We start from the raw sequence: 16,346 nt of genomic DNA on the forward strand, positions 1-16,346 counted from the left end.
GATTTTGCGACAATCGAGCGGAAGCTGCTTATAATCTCGTCACGCCACCCTTGCGGCGGTCGTCCCTACGCTTCCGACTCCCATTCGCATGCACAGCCCAACTCCGTCGTCGGCCCCGAGCGCCGATGCCACGCTCGCGCAAAGCGCCTACCTGCGGCTTCGCAGCGACATCGTCGAGGGGCATCTCGCGCCCGGGGAGAAGTTGCGCGTGGAGCATCTGAAGGATCGATACGACGTTGGCGCGGGTACGCTGCGCGAAGCACTGGCGTTGCTGGTGGCCGACGCGCTCGTCGTCCAGCATGGGCACAGGGGATTTCGCGTCACGCCGATCTCGCTGGCCGATTTCATCGACATCACCGAAACGCGCGTGCAGTTGGAGACCGAGGCATTGCGCCAGTCCATCGCGCTGGGGGACGACGTCTGGGAAGCCGACCTGACGAGCGCGTTTCACCTGCTCTCGCTCGCCGAGGAGCGGTTGGGCGACGGCATGGGGGACAACGGCGGTCAGTTCGCCCAATGGGAGACGCGCAATCGCGCCTTTCACGAGGTGCTGATTAGGGCGTGTCCGTCGCGCTGGCTGCACCACTTCCTCGCGATCCTCTATCGCCAGTCGGAGCGCTACCGGCGCTTGTCGATCACCCATCGGCCGGTGCCGCGCGACGTTCACGAAGAACATCAGGCAATCTTCGATGCCTGCCTCGCGCGCGACGCCGACAAGGCGACGGCACTGCTCGCGACCCACATCCGCAAGACGCTCGAAGCGGTCCGGGAGTTGCCCGACGCCGTCATCAACGCCGGCACGGTGCCGCTCGCGCCGGTGCGCTGAGCGGTTTTCGCCGCATCGCGTGCCGCGCTCGGCACCTGGCGTTTAGCTTTAGCGCGGCAGGCTGTCGCGCACGATCCGGGCGAAGTAGCGCGCACCGAGCGGCAGAATCGCGTCGTTGAAGTCGTAGCAGGCGTTATGCAGGGGAATCGCCCCCGGCGCGTCGCCGCTGCCGTTGCCGATGAACATGAAGTTGCCCGGCACATGTTGCAGGAACACACCGAAGTCCTCCGACGCCATCATGGGCGCGACGTCCGCATCGACCGTTGCGGGTTCCGTCACCGACCGCGCTGCCTTCACCGCGAGCGCCGTGTTTTCGGCCCAGTTCACCGTCGGCGCGAACTCGTGCGTGTACTCGAACTCGCAGTGCGCGCCGTGCATCGCGCAGATGCCGATGCAGATCTCGCGCATGCGCGATTCGAGCAATTGCTGCACGTCGGGTGTGTAGCTGCGCGTGTCGCCCTTGATCACGACATGCGTCGGAATGGCGTTGCGAATGCCGTCGGTGACGAACTCCGTGCAGGACACGACCGCTGACTGGCCCGGATCGACGTTGCGCGACACCACGGTCTGAAGCGCGAGGACGATCTGCGCGCCAATGACCAGCGGATCGATCCCCATGTGCGGGCGCGCGGCATGCGTGCCTTTGCCCCGAATGCGAATGACGAAGTTGTCTTCGCTCGCCATGATGCCGCCAGCGCGGGTCGCGAAATGCCCTGCGGGAATGCCCGGCATGTTGTGCACGCCGTAGATCGCATCGATGGGAAAGCGATCGAGCAGGCCGTCCGCGATCATGGCTTTCGCGCCTCGGCCGTGTTCCTCGGCCGGCTGGAAGATGAAACGCACCGTGCCGTTGAAGTCGCGCGACCCGGCGAGCAGTTTCGCGGCGCCGAGCACCATCGACATGTGCCCGTCGTGGCCGCACGCGTGCATCTTGCCGGGCACCTGCGACGCGTATGCGCGCCCCGGCGCCTGCTCGGCGATCATGAGCGCGTCCATGTCGGCGCGGATGCCGATCGCGCCGCCCCCCTCCCCAACCCGCAGGTTCGCCACGATGCCCGTACCGCCGATGCCGCGATGCACCTCGAGCCCCAGGCTCTCCAGGATCGTGGCCACGCGCTGCGACGTGCCGACCTCCTCGAAGCCGGTCTCCGGCTCGCGGTGGAACGCATGGCGCCAGCTTTTGAGCGCGTCGGCAAAGTAGGTGTCCTGAGTCATGCGAGCGTCTCCCTGAGTCGATGTCCGATGGCGCCGTTCAGCGCGCCATCCATGCCTGCTGACGTCCGGCGACCGACGCGGCCGTCTCGCCGACGAGTTCCGCGTAGACGGACGGCGCCGTCGCACCCTCGGTGCTGATGAGCAACACGCGCGATTGCGCCGTCAGGCCGATCGCGGACGCGATGGCAGGGACTGCCGCCGCCCGGATCAGTCCGGCCGGCCCCGCCGCACCCGACTCGCCTGCCACGAAAGGCACGTCGTGCTCGCTGCCGCGGGCCAGACGCCGCATGGCCTCGACCGCCTGCGCATCGGTCACGGTCATGAAGGCATCGACCGACGGCTGGAGGAATCGCCACGCAAGCGGCGACGTCTCACCGCAAGCCAATCCCGCCATGACCGAGTCGACCGAACCCGACGCAGACGCCGCGCGTCCCGAGATGGCACTCTGATACAGGCAGTCGGCCTGCTCGGGTTCCACCACCACGAAGGTCGGGCGCCATGCGCCCCAACGCTCCCAAAGATAACTCACGATGCCGGCCGCCAGTCCGCCTACGCCACCCTGCAGAAAGACGTGCGTGACCGGGCAGGCATCGTCCGCCGGCAAAGCCGTCGCGGTCAACGCCTCGACGACTTCCGCCACCACCGTTGCGTAGCCTTGCATGACATCGCGCGGGATCGCCTCGTAGCCCTCGTATGACGTATCCGATACGACATGCCAGCCGTGACGCGCGGCGAGCGCCGCCGCCGTCTCCACCGACGCATCGTAATTCCCGGCAATGCGCACGATCTCGGCGCCATGGGCGGCAATGGCCTGCTCGCGCTCGTCGCTCACGTGCGCATGCAGCACGATCACGCAACGGCAGCCGATGCTCTGCGCCGCCGCGGCCAGCGCGCGGCCGTGATTGCCATCCGTTGCGCTGACGACGGTGACGCCGGCGAGCGCCGCGCGGTGCTCGCCGGCGAGCAGGGAGCGTGCGGTGAAGTGGCTCCCGGCGAACTCGCGCAGCAACAGGCGCACGAGGGCAATCGGCGCACCGAGCGCCTTGAAGCTGCCCAGCGGCGAGCGCAGCGCTTCGTCCTTCACGAGCACGCTGCGCACGCCGAGCGAGGCCGCGAGATCGGGCAGTGCACGCAGCGGCGTGCTTCCGGGCGCGAGGCCCTGCCAGTGCGCAAGCCATTCGCGGCTTTGCTGCGCACGCGCGATGCTCATGATTTCCTGAAGATCCGCGGGATATGGCGCACGCGTGGCATGCGGGTTGACGTAGAACATGGGGGGCTCCGGAAAATTCGGTGTAGCGGCGCGGGCTTGGGTGGGCGGCGGATTACGTCGTCGCGCCCAGACGTTGTGCGACGACGTCGAGCAGGATTTGCGCGCCGCGCACGAGCTGATCGTCGTCGGTATGCTCGCGCGGGTTGTGGCTGATGCCGCCGCGGCTCGGCACGAAAATCATCGCCGCCGGTGCGATCCTCGCCATCATTTGCGCGTCGTGCCCCGCGCCCGAGGTCATGCGCCGATACGACAAGCCGCGACGCTTCGTGCACGTCTCGATGACGTCCGTCAGCCCGGCGTCGAAAACGACGGGCGAGAAGCGTGCGAGACGCTCCGTCGAAATGCGCACGCCCTCCTGCTCGGCGATCGTCGCGAGATACGCAGCGAAGCGGGCCTCGCCCGCAGCCAGGCGTTGCTCGTCCGGATCGCGCATGTCGACGGTGAAGACCGCCTTGCGCGGAATCACATTGACGACGCCCGGCTCCACCCTGAACGTGCCGACGGTAGCGAGCGTCGTGCCGGCGTCGATGGCGATGCGTCGCAGCTCGGCCACGGCGGCGGCGGCGACGTAACCTGCATCGTGGCGCAGGTGCGTCGGCGTCGTCCCCGCGTGATTCGCATTGCCGTGGACCGTCACCTGCTGCCATGAAATGCCCTGCAGGTTCTCCACCACGCCGATTTCCAACCCCTCCGCTTCGAGGATCGGGCCCTGCTCGATGTGCAGTTCGAGATACTCGTGCGGCACCAGCGTGCCCGGCGCCATTTCGCCCGCGTAGCCGATGCGCACGAGTTCGTCGCCCAGACGCGCGCCGTCGGTGCCGATGGCGTCGAGCGCTTCATCGAGAGGCAAGCCGCCCGCATGCACCAGCGACCCCATCATGTCGGGATGAAAGCGGGCACCCTCCTCGTTCGTGAATGCCGCCACCGTGATCGGACGCGACGGCACGATGCCGGCATCGCGAAACGCGCGCGCGACCGCGAGGCCACCCAGTACTCCGTAGCAGCCGTCGAGCGCACCGGCGTTGACCACGGTGTCGATGTGCGACCCCATCATGAGCGGGCGCACTGTCGGATTCGACGACGCCAGCGTGCCGAAGATGTTGCCGATACGGTCAATTTGCACGTCGAGATCAAGTTCGCGCATCCAGGCGACGACCTGATCGCGGCCCGCTTTTTCGTCGTCGGTCAGCGCCACGCGAGTGCGCCCGCCCGCCACGGGATCGGCGCCGATCTCCCCGAGCTCGCGAAGTTGCTGCAACAGGCGCGCGCCATTGAGTTCGAGCGTGTCGGAAGAATTCGTCTGGGGCATGGGAAAGTCTCGGGTGTCGCGCTCGTCGATGGGAGTGTCGACGCTGGCGGAGTATCATCGTCAAGCCTGAATAATATTCCGCGGCATGCGTACGATTTGCGCGTTTTGTCGCCTGTAATCGAATTTTTATTGCGCACCATGAGCCTCGACAGTTACGACATCGCCCTGCTCGCGGCGATTCAGCAGGACGCCACGACACCGCAGCACGCGCTCGGCGCGCGGGTGAACCTGTCGTCCGCGGCCGTCAACCGACGCCTGAAGAAACTCGCCGACGAAGGTGTGACGTGCGGCACCGTCTCGCGCATCGATCCGGCGAGCGTCGGCTATCCGCTCACCATCATCACCGAGGTGGAAGTCGAGAACGAGCGGCTCGACCTGCTCGATGCGATGAAGCGCAGTTTCCTCGCGTGCCCGCAGGTCCAGCAGTGCTACTACGTCGCGGGCGAGTGCGACTTCGTGGTGATCATGGTGGTCCGGAACATGGCGCAGTACACCGAACTCACCCGCTCGCTCTTTTTCGAGAGCAACAACGTCAAGCGTTTCAAGACGCTCGTCTCGATGAGCAACGTGAAGGTTGGCCTGGAAGTGCCGCTGGACGCGGTTGACGGGAAGTAGCCGCTTAGGCGGTGCTCATGCCTGCGGCGCAATTTCCTCGCGCAGCGCGTCGATGAAGGCGCGCATGGTGGCGACGCGTCGTTCGGCAATGGCCCGCGCGGCCGGTGTCACGAGGCCGTCGGCCAGTTGGAAGAGTTTCGTCTCGAAGTGATCGAGCGCATAGCGACGGTCGGCGAGCGGGCGTTGCGCGGCGAACGGGTCCAGGGGTGCGTACAGGCGCGAGCCCATGCGTCCGGCCACGTAGAACGTGCGCGCAATCCCGATGGCGCCGATCGCATCGAGCCGGTCGGCGTCGCGCAGCACCTGGGCTTCGAACGAGCGAGGCGTGATCCCGGCCGAAAAGCTGTGCGCCTCGATCACATGCGCCGTCGCGTCGATGCGCGCCGCCTCCCAACCCATCGCGTGCAGGATCGCGCTTGCCTTGTCGGCGGACAACCGCGACGCTAACGCGCGACGCGGATCGTGCTTCTCCACCGGCACGCAATCGTGCAAGAGCGTAGCCACGGCAAGCATCTCGAGATCGGCGGCCTGGGCGTTCGCCGCAATCTCCTTCACGAGCTTCCAGACGCGAATCAGGTGCGAGGCATCGTGGGAGCCATCACGCGTGCCATCGGGCGTGCCATCGGGCGAACCGTCGGCATGCGCATCCTGCGGGTTGATGCCCAGCGCGTCGAGGACGGCGGCAATGGTTGTCTCGAACGGGGCAAAGGCGTGCGCAAGCATGGCGGTGAAACGGCTGACGAGGGAATGCCCTCGATTCTACCGGTCATCGACTTCGCCATGCCGGCGGACACTGCGCGTCTTCGCGGTTCGAATATCAAGACACCACAAAGACGCGGACGACACCGTCGCAAGGCAGACGAACCGACCTTCGATGCGATCGCCAGGAACCAGGGGCGCAACTTCGCGCGTCAGTACCCGGACCCGGACGGTTGTTTTGACGTTTTGCTTGCGCCGGCTGTGTTCGCATGGGCTTCGGCAACCGACGCAATGATGTCGATGGCTTCTCGAATCTGCTTTCGCGAGATATTCAGGTAAGGAATGACACGGACGCCGTCGGTACCGGACGGAAGGACATGAAGTCCGCGTTCGTAGAGCTTTTCGACGAACTCTCCCGCCGGGAGACTGTTGATGCCGAAGCGAACAATGTTCGTCTCCACGGTGGCGACATCCAATTCTATGCCCGGCAAATCCGCGATTCCATGAGCCAGCAGCTGCGCATGTTCGTGATCTTCCAGAAGGCGCTCCCGATGGTGCCGCAGCGCGAACAGCGCGCCGGCGGCAATGATTCCCGCCTGTCGAAACCCACCTCCGATCTGCTGCTTGAAGCGGCGCGCTCGGTCGATGAATTCCTTCGAGCCGGCGAGGGCGGAACCCACCGGGGCGCCCAGACCTTTGGAAAAGCAAACGCTCACGGAGTCAAAGTGTTTCGCGTACTCCGCCTCGGCGATGCCCGTCGACGCCGTTGCATGCCACAGGCGTGCACCGTCGAGATGCAGCGAGAGACCCCGTGATCTGGCCAGGTCGCAAACATCCTTCAACTGGGCGAGCGGCCAAACCTTGCCACCACCGATGTTATGCGTGTTTTCCAGGCACAGCAGCTTCACCGGCGCCGGGATGGTGGTCGGAAAGAATCGATGCGCTTCCCCCAACGCAGCGGATACGTTCTCCGGTGAGAATACGCCGCGATTACCGGGCAGGAGGCGGGGCAGAACGCCCGATAACGCAGCGGGAGCGCCTCCCTCCAGGAGATATACGTGAGCATTCTGGTCAAAGAGCACGGCATCCCCCGGCTCCGTGTGAGCCCGGATACCCACTTGATTGGTCATCGTCCCGGTGACCATGTAGACGGCGTCTTCCTTGCCCAACAAGGCTGCAACCTCTCGCTCGAGTTCCTTTACGGTCGGGTCGTCACCGTAAACATCATCGCCAACGATCGCGGAAGCCATGGCACTTCGCATTGCATGGGTGGGTTGACTGCAGGTGTCGCTGCGCAAATCGATCATTTCATGACTCCCCAAGGGAACATATGGCCCCACAGTGTGGGATGAAATGAAATGCGTCTTTTGGATAATCTTGCGGATATTATTGGCGCGCCGTCCCGGGTGGAACCCCGTAGAACTTGCAAAACTCCCGGCTCAGGTGGCTCTGATCGCAATATCCCACCTCGATAGCGACCTGGCGCAGCGGCATGCCTCTCAATAGAAGCCCTTTTGCCAACGCAACGCGCCGCTGAATGAGATAGGCATGAGGCGCAATGCCGATCACGCGCTTAAACTCGCGCAGTAGATGAAATGCGCTGATGCCGGCCACTTCCGTAAGCTGGTCAAGCGACGGGTTCGCTGTCACATGCGCGTCGATATAGTCACGCGCGCGCCGTACGGCGATCGGTATGGCCAGCGGATGTCGAACACCTTTTGCACCGACACAATGCCGGTCAATCAATTGAAAGACTGCAACGGTCAGCCGTGAGCTCTTCTCCAACTGGCTTGCGTCGGTCGACTGCGAGCATCGGTGAGCCGCGAGAAGCAACCGCATTGTCTCGACGTCGTCGATGACGACATCGGGAAAATGCAGCTCTCCCTTGAGGCCGGGATCATGCGCCCCGACCAGACGAACGAAATCCCTGGTGGGAATGTATGCCATACGATAGTCCCACCCGCCGTCGATCGCCGGTCTCCCCTCGTGAATGCTTCCCGGATTGATGACACAGATCGTGCCTTGCGGCATGATCGCGCGCCGCCCTCGACCGTCGAGATACGCCTGCGCGCCTCGCTCGATGACGCCGATCGCATATTCGTCATGCGCGTGCGGCGGAAATCGATGTGTCCGGTAACTCGCGACCATCAGTTCGGCGTTCGCGAAATCCGGCTCACGCCATAGTTTCACTCGATTGAGCGGCACAGTGCCGATCGTAGCCATATCAAGCTCCCGATCCACGTAGGATTCGTGCATGTCGCAACAAGCGGTCCCCAGCGGACGGCACGGCTTACGGACCGATTTTTTCCGCCAAGGCACTGGACAGATCCTACACCTCGACAGCAATCGCGGTAGCCTCGCCTCCGCCAATGCACAACGCTGCGACACCGCGTCGAAGACGCCGGCGACGCAGTGCGTGCAGCAGTGTGACAACCATACGTGCGCCTGTCGCACCGATCGGATGCCCCAAGGCGCATGCGCCCCCGTTGACATTCAACCGATCACGAGGAATCGCCAACTCCTTTGCCGCCGCCATGGCAACTACGGCGAAGGCTTCGTTGATCTCGAACAAGTCCACATCGCCGATGTCCCACGCGGCCTTGTCGAGCAACTTCCGAATTGCGGGGATTGGCGCCGTCGTGTACCAGGCAGGATCATGGCTGAACGTCGCGTGCGCGCGGATTGTCGCAAGAACGGGCAGTCCCTCCCGCTCGGCGATCGAGCGTCGCGACAGGACCAGCGCCGCTGCGCCATCGCTATTGGAGGAAGCGCTCGCCGCGGTAATCGTGCCGTTCGGACGAAAGGCTGGCGGCAACGACCGGATTTTATCGGGCGACACCTTCAGGGGGTGTTCGTCGTGGGCAATCAGTCGCGGCACCCCCTTGTCGAGGACCGTGACCGGTGCGATTTCATCGGAAAATGCACCACTTTCGATGGCATTGCGAGCTCGCATCAATGTCTCCAAGGCGTACTCGTCCTGTTGCAAGCGATCGAACCCAAACCGCTCCGCCGCGGCCTCCCCGAAATCGCCCATCGATCGCCCTTTTTCGTAGGCGTCTTCCAGGCCATCCAGAAGCATGTGATCGACCACCTGGTTGTGCCCCATGCGATATCCGCCCCGCGCGCCCGGCAGCAAATACGGCGCGCTCGACATCGACTCCATCCCGCCGCTCAACACAAAGTTCGCCGAGCCGGCGAGCAGCAGGTCGTGTCCAATCATGATGGCCTTCATACCCGAGCCACAGACCTTGTTCACCGTGGTCGCCCCGGTCGCGTCCGATAGCCCCGCCGCGCGCAATGCCTGGCGAGCCGGGGCTTGTCCAATGCCGGCCGCGAGAACACATCCCATGAAACTCTCATCGATCTTCTCGCGATCGAGACCTGCGCGTTCCACGGCGGCGCGAATGGCGTGTGCGCCCAACTCGGGAGCACTGACCGCCGAGAAATTCCCCCCGAATCTCCCCAACGGAGTGCGCACTGCGGAAATAATGACAACCGGATCCAGTTGGTCCATGGAACTCTCCACTTTTCAATGACGAGGCGTGTTTCGTGAATTGAATCTATTTCTCAGCCGGTTCGAGCTGCGCGAGCGGCTTGAGTCGCTTCAAGGTCGATGCCGAAGGAAAGCGACCGGGAACAAACGCGTGCGCCTCCCGGCTGATGACCTTGCCCGTGTTGCGATCGATCATCACGGGATCGACGGCCTTTCCCGTCGAGCGATCGACAAAGTCGATGCCCCAGTTGTGACCTTTCACATGCTTGCGCCCCCACGCGAAAAGTGCGATCAGAACAGGCGACAGATCCCGCGCGCGCTCCGTAACGCGATATTCGTCCCGACCCGATGCGACAGACGCGCGATGCTTTTCCAGCAACCCGGAAGCGACCAGATCGGTCAAACGACGAGTCAGAATCGTGGGTGAAATGCCAAGGCTTTCGCGAAACTGCTCGAATCTGGTCGAACCCTGGAGTGCGTCCCGCAGAATCAGCAGGCTCCACCACTCCCCAACGTTTTCCAACGCCAACGCCACGGGACAATCCATGGAGGTAAAGTCTTTTCGTTTCACGCTCGATACCGTCTAAAGATGAAATTGGGGCCAAAGCCGTCGTGCGATGAAGTTTGAATATCGGGAGAGCCCATCGATATGTCCGCTAGCGCCGTCCAAGCAGAAGAAGACCTACGATCGCAGACGCTCCGGCGATCCAGAAGGCCTCGGCAAAAGCGCCGCCTTGCGACCCCAGGGTCATGACCAAAAGGCTTGTGCCGACGGTGGTGCCAAACTGACGGCTCATGTTGATGACTCCGCTGCCCGTCGACGCCAGCTCTGGTCCGAGTTTGACGACGCCGATGGCAAACAGATTGGGAAAGACGAGACCTACGCCCACTCCGGTGAGGGTCCAGGCAACGACAAACCAAGCAGGTCCCGCATCGCGGCCGACAATCAGGGCGAGCGCAAAGGACGAGCAAGCCAGTACCATCGAGCCCACCTTGACGCGTCGATACAATCCGCCCAATTCGGTGCGTTTCGTCAAGAAGGAAATCAGGCCGACAACACACGGTCCAGGCGCAATCATCATGCCAACGACCATCAAATCCTTGCTCACGACATCGTGCAAGTAAAGGGATGCGCCGAGCAGCAGTGCGCCGAATGATAGCGACATCACGAAGATTGCCGCCAGTGCAGACCTCATGTGCGGCTCGCTCAGCAATGCACGTGGCACGACGGGAGCGGGATGTCTCGCGACTCTGCGCCAAAGCAGCGACACCGCGAGCGTCGCTACCAGCCACGTAGTCAACGATGGTGCCGTCAGCCCCCAATGGCCGGCGTTGACCAACGCCAGGGCGATTGCACCGGACGCAAGGATCAGCAGCAAACTACCCAACAAGTCGAATCGCGCGTCGGACACCACTTTGGGTTGCGCGGGAATGATGTACGCGCCCAGGAGTATCGCGATCAGGCAAACCGGCACATTGATCAGAAATATCCATGGCCAGCCATACGCCGCAAGAATACCTCCGACGACCGGGCCGGCGGCTCCGGCCAGAGCACCGCTCGCGGCCCAGACACGAATCGCTCGAGGCCTGACCTCAGCGGGGAACGCGGCGACCAGAAGCCCCATGCTCGCCGGCGTCAGCAGCGCGGCCCCGGCCGCCTGGATGCACCGGAAGACGACGAGCATCCCGACGCCGCCGCTTGCCGCACACCCGACACTCGCCACCATGAAGAGGGTCAGTCCTGCGATAAATGCCTCTTTCTTCCCAATCACGTCCGCCAATCCACCTGCTGGAACGAGCAACGCTCCGTAGAAGATCGTGTAGCCGTTCAGAACCCAGGCCAGGTCGCTTAGCGGTGCGGACATATCACGTCCAATCGCCCCCAGAGCAACGTTGACGACAAACATGTCCAGCGACGCGATGAAGACCGCGAGACTCAGTACGAATATCATCCAACGCTCTCTCGAGTACAGGTATGACGCGCTCAGTGGTTCGGTAGGCATGGTTTGTGGTGATCTGGCGACTTCGATTCAATCCGGCTTGCAAAGTACTTCCGCACCAAATACTATCATCATAGTAGTATTATCCGCGAGGGTAATTTTCACAGGGTTGCGTCGCTTTCATCGAGCATCCGAGTGTTGGCTGATGAATCGAGGCAAGACACGCACGGAATACCGATTCCGTGTGAAGGGCTGTCAAGTCCACTCATCAAGACGGAGAGTTGTATGAAAGTGCTAATACTTGGCGCCGGCGCCATTGGCGGGTATTACGGTGCCAGGCTCCTACAGGCCGGTACCGACGTAACGTTTCTGGTGCGGCCGAATCGCGCGACGGCGCTGCAGCGCGAGGGGCTGCGCGTGAAAAGTCCGCAGGCGAATTTCCACGGCCGCGTCCGCGCGATCGTCGCGGGTGATTCAGAGGAAGTGTTCGACGTCGTCGTTGTTGCGTGCAAGGCCTACGATCTGCGCGCAGCGATGGATGCAATCACGCCTCATGTCGGGGCTCATACGGTGATCGTCCCCCTCCTGAACGGACTCAAGCCCTACGATCAGCTCGACGCGCGATTTGGACGCGAGCGAATTGCGGGTGGCGTTGCGTACATCGCAACGATGCTCGACGAGTCCGGTGACATCGTTCATCTGAACGCCGCTGACAAACTGATCGTTGGCGCCCGGCACGCAAGCCAGCGCCATGCGATCGAAAGCCTTTACGCCGCGTTATCTCAAGGAGAAGGGCTGCGAGAGATATCCGACGATATCGAGCAGGAGCTCTGGGAGAAATGGGTCATGCTCGCGACGGGCGCCACCGCGACGTGCCTGATGCAGGCCTCCATTGGCGAGATTGTCGCGACGCGCGATGGCACGAGTCTTGTCCGGCAGATTCTCGAGGACTGCGTCGCCACTGCGGCCGCCCAGGGGAAAGCGCCGCGTGAGAATGCGCGTGCCTCCATCGAGCGTCTGCTGCTCGATCCGGCATCCGCCTGGAAGGCCTCCATGCGGCGGGATATCGAGCGCGGCGCCAGGCGAATCGAGGCTGACGCCATCGTGGGAGATATGTTGACACGCGCTCGGCAGGCCGGCGTGACGTCCCCATTGCTCACCGCCGCTTACTGCCTGTTGCAGACATACGAGGCTCATGCGGGAAGCGGTACGTCCCAGTGAAGTCCTGACCGGCAGCCTCACGCGGAATTGCATGCAAGCTGGCGAAGGCGCCCGATGGCGCCAAGTTAACGGACGCCTGACGCCCACATTACATTTCTGAAAGGTTCGTGCGGTGGACTCGCCAGGCGTCACACAACTGTCCAGGCAGCGCATACAATCCAGGCAGGCGGAAAAGGGGGGCGACGACAATGCGCGTACTCGTAATCGATGACGAACGCAAAACCGGTGCGTACGTCAAGAAGGGGCTGGAAGAGTCCGGCTTCGTCGTCGACGTTGCCAACGACGGTGCCGAAGGCCTGATTCTCGCCAGTGAAGCGACGTACGATGTGATCGTGCTCGACGTCATGCTGCCCCAGATGGACGGCTGGTCCGTCCTGAAAACCTTGCGAAAATCCCAAAGCACGCCGGTATTGTTCCTGACGGCTCGCGACGATATCAGCGATCGGGTCAAAGGGCTGGAGCTGGGCGGCGACGACTATCTGGTCAAGCCGTTCGCCTTTGTCGAATTGCTCGCGCGAGTGCGTACGCTGGCGCGTCGCGGCCCGCCTCGCGATAGCGACATTCTTACCCTCGGTGATCTTGAGATCGACGTGACACGCCGGCGCGTTCGTCGCGGCACGATGCGTATCGATCTGACACCGCGCGAGTTCTCCCTGCTGCAAATCCTCGTGCGTCGCCAGGGGAAGTGCTCACCCGAACGCAAATCGCCTCCTACGTGTGGGACATGAACTTCGACAGCGACACGAACGTCGTGGAAGTCGCCATCCGACGTCTGCGAGCGAAAGTGGACGACGACTTCCCCGTCAAGATCATTCACACCGTGCGTGGCGTGGGCTATGTCGCCGAGATCAAATCGGTGGATTGATGGCTGCCCGACCGCTCTCCACAACCCTGGCAATCTCCTTCGCAGCCACAACGCTGGTCGTGTTCGCCCTGGTGGGCACGACGCTCTACGTTACGCTCGGACGTGAGATCCGTCAGCAGGACGATCTCGACATCGTGCTGAACGCCCGCCACACACGCCGCCTCGCCGAAGAACTGCGCAACAGCGACGACCTTCGCGAGCATGCCTTGCGCCTCACGAGTCAGGTGCTCGGAAATCCATCGTTCGCGATGGAAATACTTGGGCAAGGTGGGGTCAAGCTGATCGAACACAATTCGAATCGGGTCATGGGCACGTCGCTTGCGCCCGTGACAACCGCATCAAGGCTCGATGCATCGCAACGCATCACGGAAGCCGACGTGTCGGAGTGGCGCGGCCCCAAGGGCTTACCTGTGCGCGGTCTGGCCACTGACGCCCGACTGGGTGACGGTTCACGGGTCACGGTCGTGATTGCCAGGGACATGACCGACCGGTGGCGCGTGCTCGATCATTATCGCGAACGGCTCTACGGGTATGGGCTTGCCGGCGTGCTGCTCGCTTTCCTGATCAGCTGGCTGCTGGCGCGTGCCGCACTGCAGCCTTTGCGCGATCTGGATTCGCAGGTTGGCGCTGTCACTATCGACAAACTCGATACGCGAATCGAGATCGAGGGCGCATCGAGCGAGGTCGAAATCGTCGCGAGGTCATTGAATTCGATGATACGGCGTCTGCACGATGGCTTCGAGCGCATATCGCAGTACACGGCCGACCTCGCTCACGACATGCGGACGCCGCTTGGCAATCTGCGCGGCGCCACCGAGGTCGCCCTGGCGCGACCACGAAGTGTTCCCGAGTACGAGGCGCTGCTCGAATCAAATCTGGAGGAATGTGCCCGCCTCTCGAAGATGATCGAAAACGTCATCTTTCTCTCGCGTGCGGAGCATCCGCAGTTCATGACGGCAATGGAGGAGTTCGATGTTGTCATCGCCCTCACCCAGATCGCCGATTACTTCGAAGGGCTGTCGGAGGAGGCTGGCGTCAACCTTCGCGTGACAGGCGAGGGTCGTGTACGTGCCGACAAGGAGTTGTTCCGTCGCGCAGTCAGCAACCTGCTCGCAAACGCGCTGCGCTATACGCCGCCAGGCGGTGAAATCACGCTGCGCGCCGAACCCACCGCAACCGCGGTCGCCATCAGCGTGCACAACCCCGGACCCCAAATCGACGCGGCTCTGCTCGAGCGGATTTTCGATCGGTTCTATCGTGCGGACGCCTCTCGCCACATTACGGCCCAGGCCAGCGGATCCGCCGGACTGGGACTCGCGATCGTGCGCACCATCATGACCCTGCACGGTGGAACGGCGCATGCCGAAAGCGATGCCACCGGCACGCGATTCGTCCTTTCCTTCCCGCGTCATTGAGTCGCAGCCCCCTCACCGGCGGGCGACACACCGTCCTGCAATGCATCGCGGTCCCAGCCGCCGCCGAGCGCCTGAAGCAATCGGACGCTCGCGTCGAGTTGCCGCTGTCCGATCTGCTCGAGGGTGCGCTCGCTCTGCAAGGCGATGGATTGGGCTGCGACGACATCGAGGTAGCTCACCGCGCCCGCCTCATAGCGATGGTTCGTGAGCGAAAGCGCCAGTTCGGCAGCGGCCACCGCACGTTGCTGACTTCGCGCCTGCTCGGCCAGCGACCCCAGCTCGCTCAAGTCGTCTTCCGTCTGCTGGAAAGCCTCGAGCACAGTCTGACGATAGGCGGCGACTACCTCGTCGTACCGCGCGCTGGCCCCCTTTAAGGTTGCGTCTCGACGGCCGCCATCGAACACCACGCCCGCAATTTGTGCGCCAAGAGACCAGAAGAGACTCGGCGCCGACAACCACGGGGAGAAAAACGTGCTCTCCAGTCCAGTCGATGCCGAGAGGACAAGCGAAGGATAGTATGCAGCGCGCGCCTGCCCGATTTCAGCGTTGGCCGCGGCAACGCGTCGCTCTGCGGCCGCAATGTCCGGACGACGTTCAAGCAGCGCGGAAGGGACGCCTGCGGGGATCGACGGCAACACGGCCGCGGACCCCTCTCGCGGCAGGGAAAACGACGATGCCGGCGTGCCGATGAGGGTTGCGATGGCATGCAGGAGTTTCGCGCGCTGTGCCATGATTTCCTGCTTCGCCGTTTGCGCGCTCTCGAGCTGCGTTCGCGCCTCGGAGAGCACCGAGGCGTCGATCGCGCCATCGGCGAGCTGTTGCTCCTCGATGCGCAGGCCGGCCTCGCGGGTCGTTACCGTGCGCTCGAGAAGCTGCCGCTGACGATCCAGCGAGCGCAGACCCAAATATGCGGACGCGAGTTGACTGGTGACCGAGAGGCGCACTGACTCCAGGTCCGCCTGACTGACCTGGACGTTATCACGCGCCGCCGTAGCGGCGCTCCTCACTCTCCCGAACAGATCCGGCTCCCAACTCGCTCCGGCACCGACCGAGTAGTCCGGGATGGTCTTCCCGGCAAGCGCGCGATCCACGAGACTCCGGGACGTTCGAAAGCGCTGTGCCCCATCGCCAGCGCTAACGATCGGCGCCGACGCGCTTTGTTGATACGCGAGCGCGGCACGTGCCGCTTCCAGCCGCGCGACGGCCTGGCTCACCGTCTGATTGGAGACGTCGACGCGGGCCTCCAGGCGATTTAACGTTTCGTCATGGAAAACGCTCCACCACGGCCCTCTGGATTTGCCGTCCGCGGGTGCGGCGGCGGCCCAACCGGCGCCGGGATACGTGGCGCTTGCGTACTGGGCAGGCGCAGCAATATCGGGTACACGATAGGGAGGCACTGTCGAGCAGGCGCTCAACGTCGTAACTACGCAAACGAGCGCCCCGGTGCCCGCCTGGATGGATTTCATGGAGATCATGGC

The 16,346-nt window shown here is 63.4% G+C and carries 14 protein-coding genes and 1 pseudogene; 5 read left to right on the forward strand and 10 right to left on the reverse strand.

What is annotated here, in order from left to right; all coding sequences use genetic code 11:
• Positions 1-88: 88 nt before the first annotated feature.
• Positions 89-826, forward strand: a complete 738-nt coding sequence (locus LV28_RS45300; protein ID WP_023597695.1) for a GntR family transcriptional regulator — start codon at positions 89-91, stop codon at positions 824-826.
• A gap of 48 nt (positions 827-874) precedes the next feature.
• Here the strand turns inward: LV28_RS45300 and LV28_RS45305 are convergent, their stop codons facing one another.
• Genes LV28_RS45305 through LV28_RS45315 form a run of 3 tightly spaced genes read right to left on the reverse strand, consistent with a single transcriptional unit; the run spans position 875 to position 4,620 of the window.
• Positions 875-2,041, reverse strand: coding sequence for a M20 aminoacylase family protein (locus LV28_RS45305; protein ID WP_038619694.1), 1,167 nt, complete (start codon positions 2,039-2,041; stop codon positions 875-877).
• A gap of 37 nt (positions 2,042-2,078) precedes the next feature.
• Positions 2,079-3,311 (reverse strand): diaminopropionate ammonia-lyase, encoded by a 1,233-nt coding sequence (locus tag LV28_RS45310; protein WP_038619691.1) that lies wholly within the window; start codon positions 3,309-3,311, stop codon positions 2,079-2,081.
• Positions 3,312-3,363: 52 nt separating this feature from the next.
• A complete protein-coding gene (locus LV28_RS45315; RefSeq protein ID WP_038619689.1) occupies positions 3,364-4,620 on the reverse strand; it encodes a Zn-dependent hydrolase in 1,257 nt (418 codons plus the stop codon).
• 138 nt (positions 4,621-4,758) lie between these two features.
• On the opposite strand from LV28_RS45315, the gene LV28_RS45320 reads away from it, so the two are divergent.
• Entirely contained in the window at positions 4,759-5,235 is a 477-nt protein-coding gene (locus LV28_RS45320) for an Lrp/AsnC family transcriptional regulator (protein ID WP_023873022.1), read from the forward strand.
• A gap of 15 nt (positions 5,236-5,250) precedes the next feature.
• On the opposite strand, the gene LV28_RS45325 is transcribed toward LV28_RS45320, so the two are convergent.
• The 6 genes from LV28_RS45325 to LV28_RS45350 all read right to left on the reverse strand — a co-directional run bounded on the left by LV28_RS45325 (position 5,251) and on the right by LV28_RS45350 (position 11,379).
• The gene (locus tag LV28_RS45325; protein WP_038619686.1) at positions 5,251-5,958 is read right to left on the reverse strand and encodes an HD domain-containing protein; all 708 of its coding nucleotides are present in this window, start codon (positions 5,956-5,958) and stop codon (positions 5,251-5,253) included.
• A gap of 188 nt (positions 5,959-6,146) precedes the next feature.
• Complete coding sequence (locus LV28_RS45330) at positions 6,147-7,241, reverse strand: threonine aldolase family protein (RefSeq protein ID WP_048806515.1); 1,095 nt, start codon at positions 7,239-7,241, stop codon at positions 6,147-6,149.
• 79 nt (positions 7,242-7,320) lie between these two features.
• A complete protein-coding gene (locus tag LV28_RS45335; protein ID WP_023597702.1) occupies positions 7,321-8,157 on the reverse strand; it encodes an AraC family transcriptional regulator in 837 nt (278 codons plus the stop codon).
• A gap of 106 nt (positions 8,158-8,263) precedes the next feature.
• Positions 8,264-9,448, reverse strand: coding sequence for an acetyl-CoA C-acyltransferase (locus LV28_RS45340; protein WP_023597703.1), 1,185 nt, complete (start codon positions 9,446-9,448; stop codon positions 8,264-8,266).
• 46 nt (positions 9,449-9,494) lie between these two features.
• Positions 9,495-9,974 (reverse strand): winged helix-turn-helix transcriptional regulator, encoded by a 480-nt coding sequence (locus tag LV28_RS45345; RefSeq protein WP_072619078.1) that lies wholly within the window; start codon positions 9,972-9,974, stop codon positions 9,495-9,497.
• A gap of 109 nt (positions 9,975-10,083) precedes the next feature.
• Positions 10,084-11,379 (reverse strand): MFS transporter, encoded by a 1,296-nt coding sequence (locus tag LV28_RS45350; RefSeq protein ID WP_023597705.1) that lies wholly within the window; start codon positions 11,377-11,379, stop codon positions 10,084-10,086.
• Between the two features lie 183 nt (positions 11,380-11,562).
• Between LV28_RS45350 and LV28_RS45355 the strand changes: the two genes are divergently transcribed.
• From LV28_RS45355 to LV28_RS45365, 3 genes and pseudogenes are all read left to right on the forward strand, one after another.
• Positions 11,563-12,588: a ketopantoate reductase family protein gene (locus tag LV28_RS45355; RefSeq protein ID WP_231107047.1), complete on the forward strand. Its 1,026-nt coding sequence runs from the start codon at positions 11,563-11,565 to the stop codon at positions 12,586-12,588.
• A 188-nt stretch (positions 12,589-12,776) separates the two neighbouring features.
• A pseudogene (locus LV28_RS45360) lies at positions 12,777-13,453 on the forward strand (heavy metal response regulator transcription factor).
• Positions 13,453-14,868 (forward strand): heavy metal sensor histidine kinase, encoded by a 1,416-nt coding sequence (locus LV28_RS45365; RefSeq protein ID WP_038619683.1) that lies wholly within the window; start codon positions 13,453-13,455, stop codon positions 14,866-14,868. Before LV28_RS45360 ends, LV28_RS45365 begins: the two are co-directional and overlap by 1 nt.
• On the opposite strand, the gene LV28_RS45370 is transcribed toward LV28_RS45365, so the two are convergent.
• Positions 14,862-16,343 carry an efflux transporter outer membrane subunit gene (locus LV28_RS45370; protein ID WP_023597709.1) on the reverse strand — a complete coding sequence of 494 codons (1,482 nt, stop codon included), beginning with the start codon at positions 16,341-16,343 and terminating at the stop codon, positions 14,862-14,864. The two genes, LV28_RS45365 and LV28_RS45370, sit on opposite strands and share 7 nt — an antisense overlap.
• Positions 16,344-16,346: the final 3 nt, after the last annotated feature.

It is taken from the genome of Pandoraea pnomenusa, assembly GCF_000767615.3.
GTDB lineage: Bacteria > Pseudomonadota > Gammaproteobacteria > Burkholderiales > Burkholderiaceae > Pandoraea > Pandoraea pnomenusa.

Coding starts and splice junctions, on each gene's coding strand:
- LV28_RS45300 (WP_023597695.1), top strand. CDS start 89: ATGCACAGCCCAACTCCGTCGTCGGCCCCGAGCGCCGATGCCACGCTC.
- LV28_RS45305 (WP_038619694.1), bottom strand. CDS start 2,041: ATGACTCAGGACACCTACTTTGCCGACGCGCTCAAAAGCTGGCGCCAT.
- LV28_RS45310 (WP_038619691.1), bottom strand. CDS start 3,311: ATGTTCTACGTCAACCCGCATGCCACGCGTGCGCCATATCCCGCGGAT.
- LV28_RS45315 (WP_038619689.1), bottom strand. CDS start 4,620: ATGCCCCAGACGAATTCTTCCGACACGCTCGAACTCAATGGCGCGCGC.
- LV28_RS45320 (WP_023873022.1), top strand. CDS start 4,759: ATGAGCCTCGACAGTTACGACATCGCCCTGCTCGCGGCGATTCAGCAG.
- LV28_RS45325 (WP_038619686.1), bottom strand. CDS start 5,958: ATGCTTGCGCACGCCTTTGCCCCGTTCGAGACAACCATTGCCGCCGTC.
- LV28_RS45330 (WP_048806515.1), bottom strand. CDS start 7,241: ATGATCGATTTGCGCAGCGACACCTGCAGTCAACCCACCCATGCAATG.
- LV28_RS45335 (WP_023597702.1), bottom strand. CDS start 8,157: ATGGCTACGATCGGCACTGTGCCGCTCAATCGAGTGAAACTATGGCGT.
- LV28_RS45340 (WP_023597703.1), bottom strand. CDS start 9,448: ATGGACCAACTGGATCCGGTTGTCATTATTTCCGCAGTGCGCACTCCG.
- LV28_RS45345 (WP_072619078.1), bottom strand. CDS start 9,974: ATGGATTGTCCCGTGGCGTTGGCGTTGGAAAACGTTGGGGAGTGGTGG.
- LV28_RS45350 (WP_023597705.1), bottom strand. CDS start 11,379: ATGATATTCGTACTGAGTCTCGCGGTCTTCATCGCGTCGCTGGACATG.
- LV28_RS45365 (WP_038619683.1), top strand. CDS start 13,453: ATGGCTGCCCGACCGCTCTCCACAACCCTGGCAATCTCCTTCGCAGCC.
- LV28_RS45370 (WP_023597709.1), bottom strand. CDS start 16,343: ATGATCTCCATGAAATCCATCCAGGCGGGCACCGGGGCGCTCGTTTGC.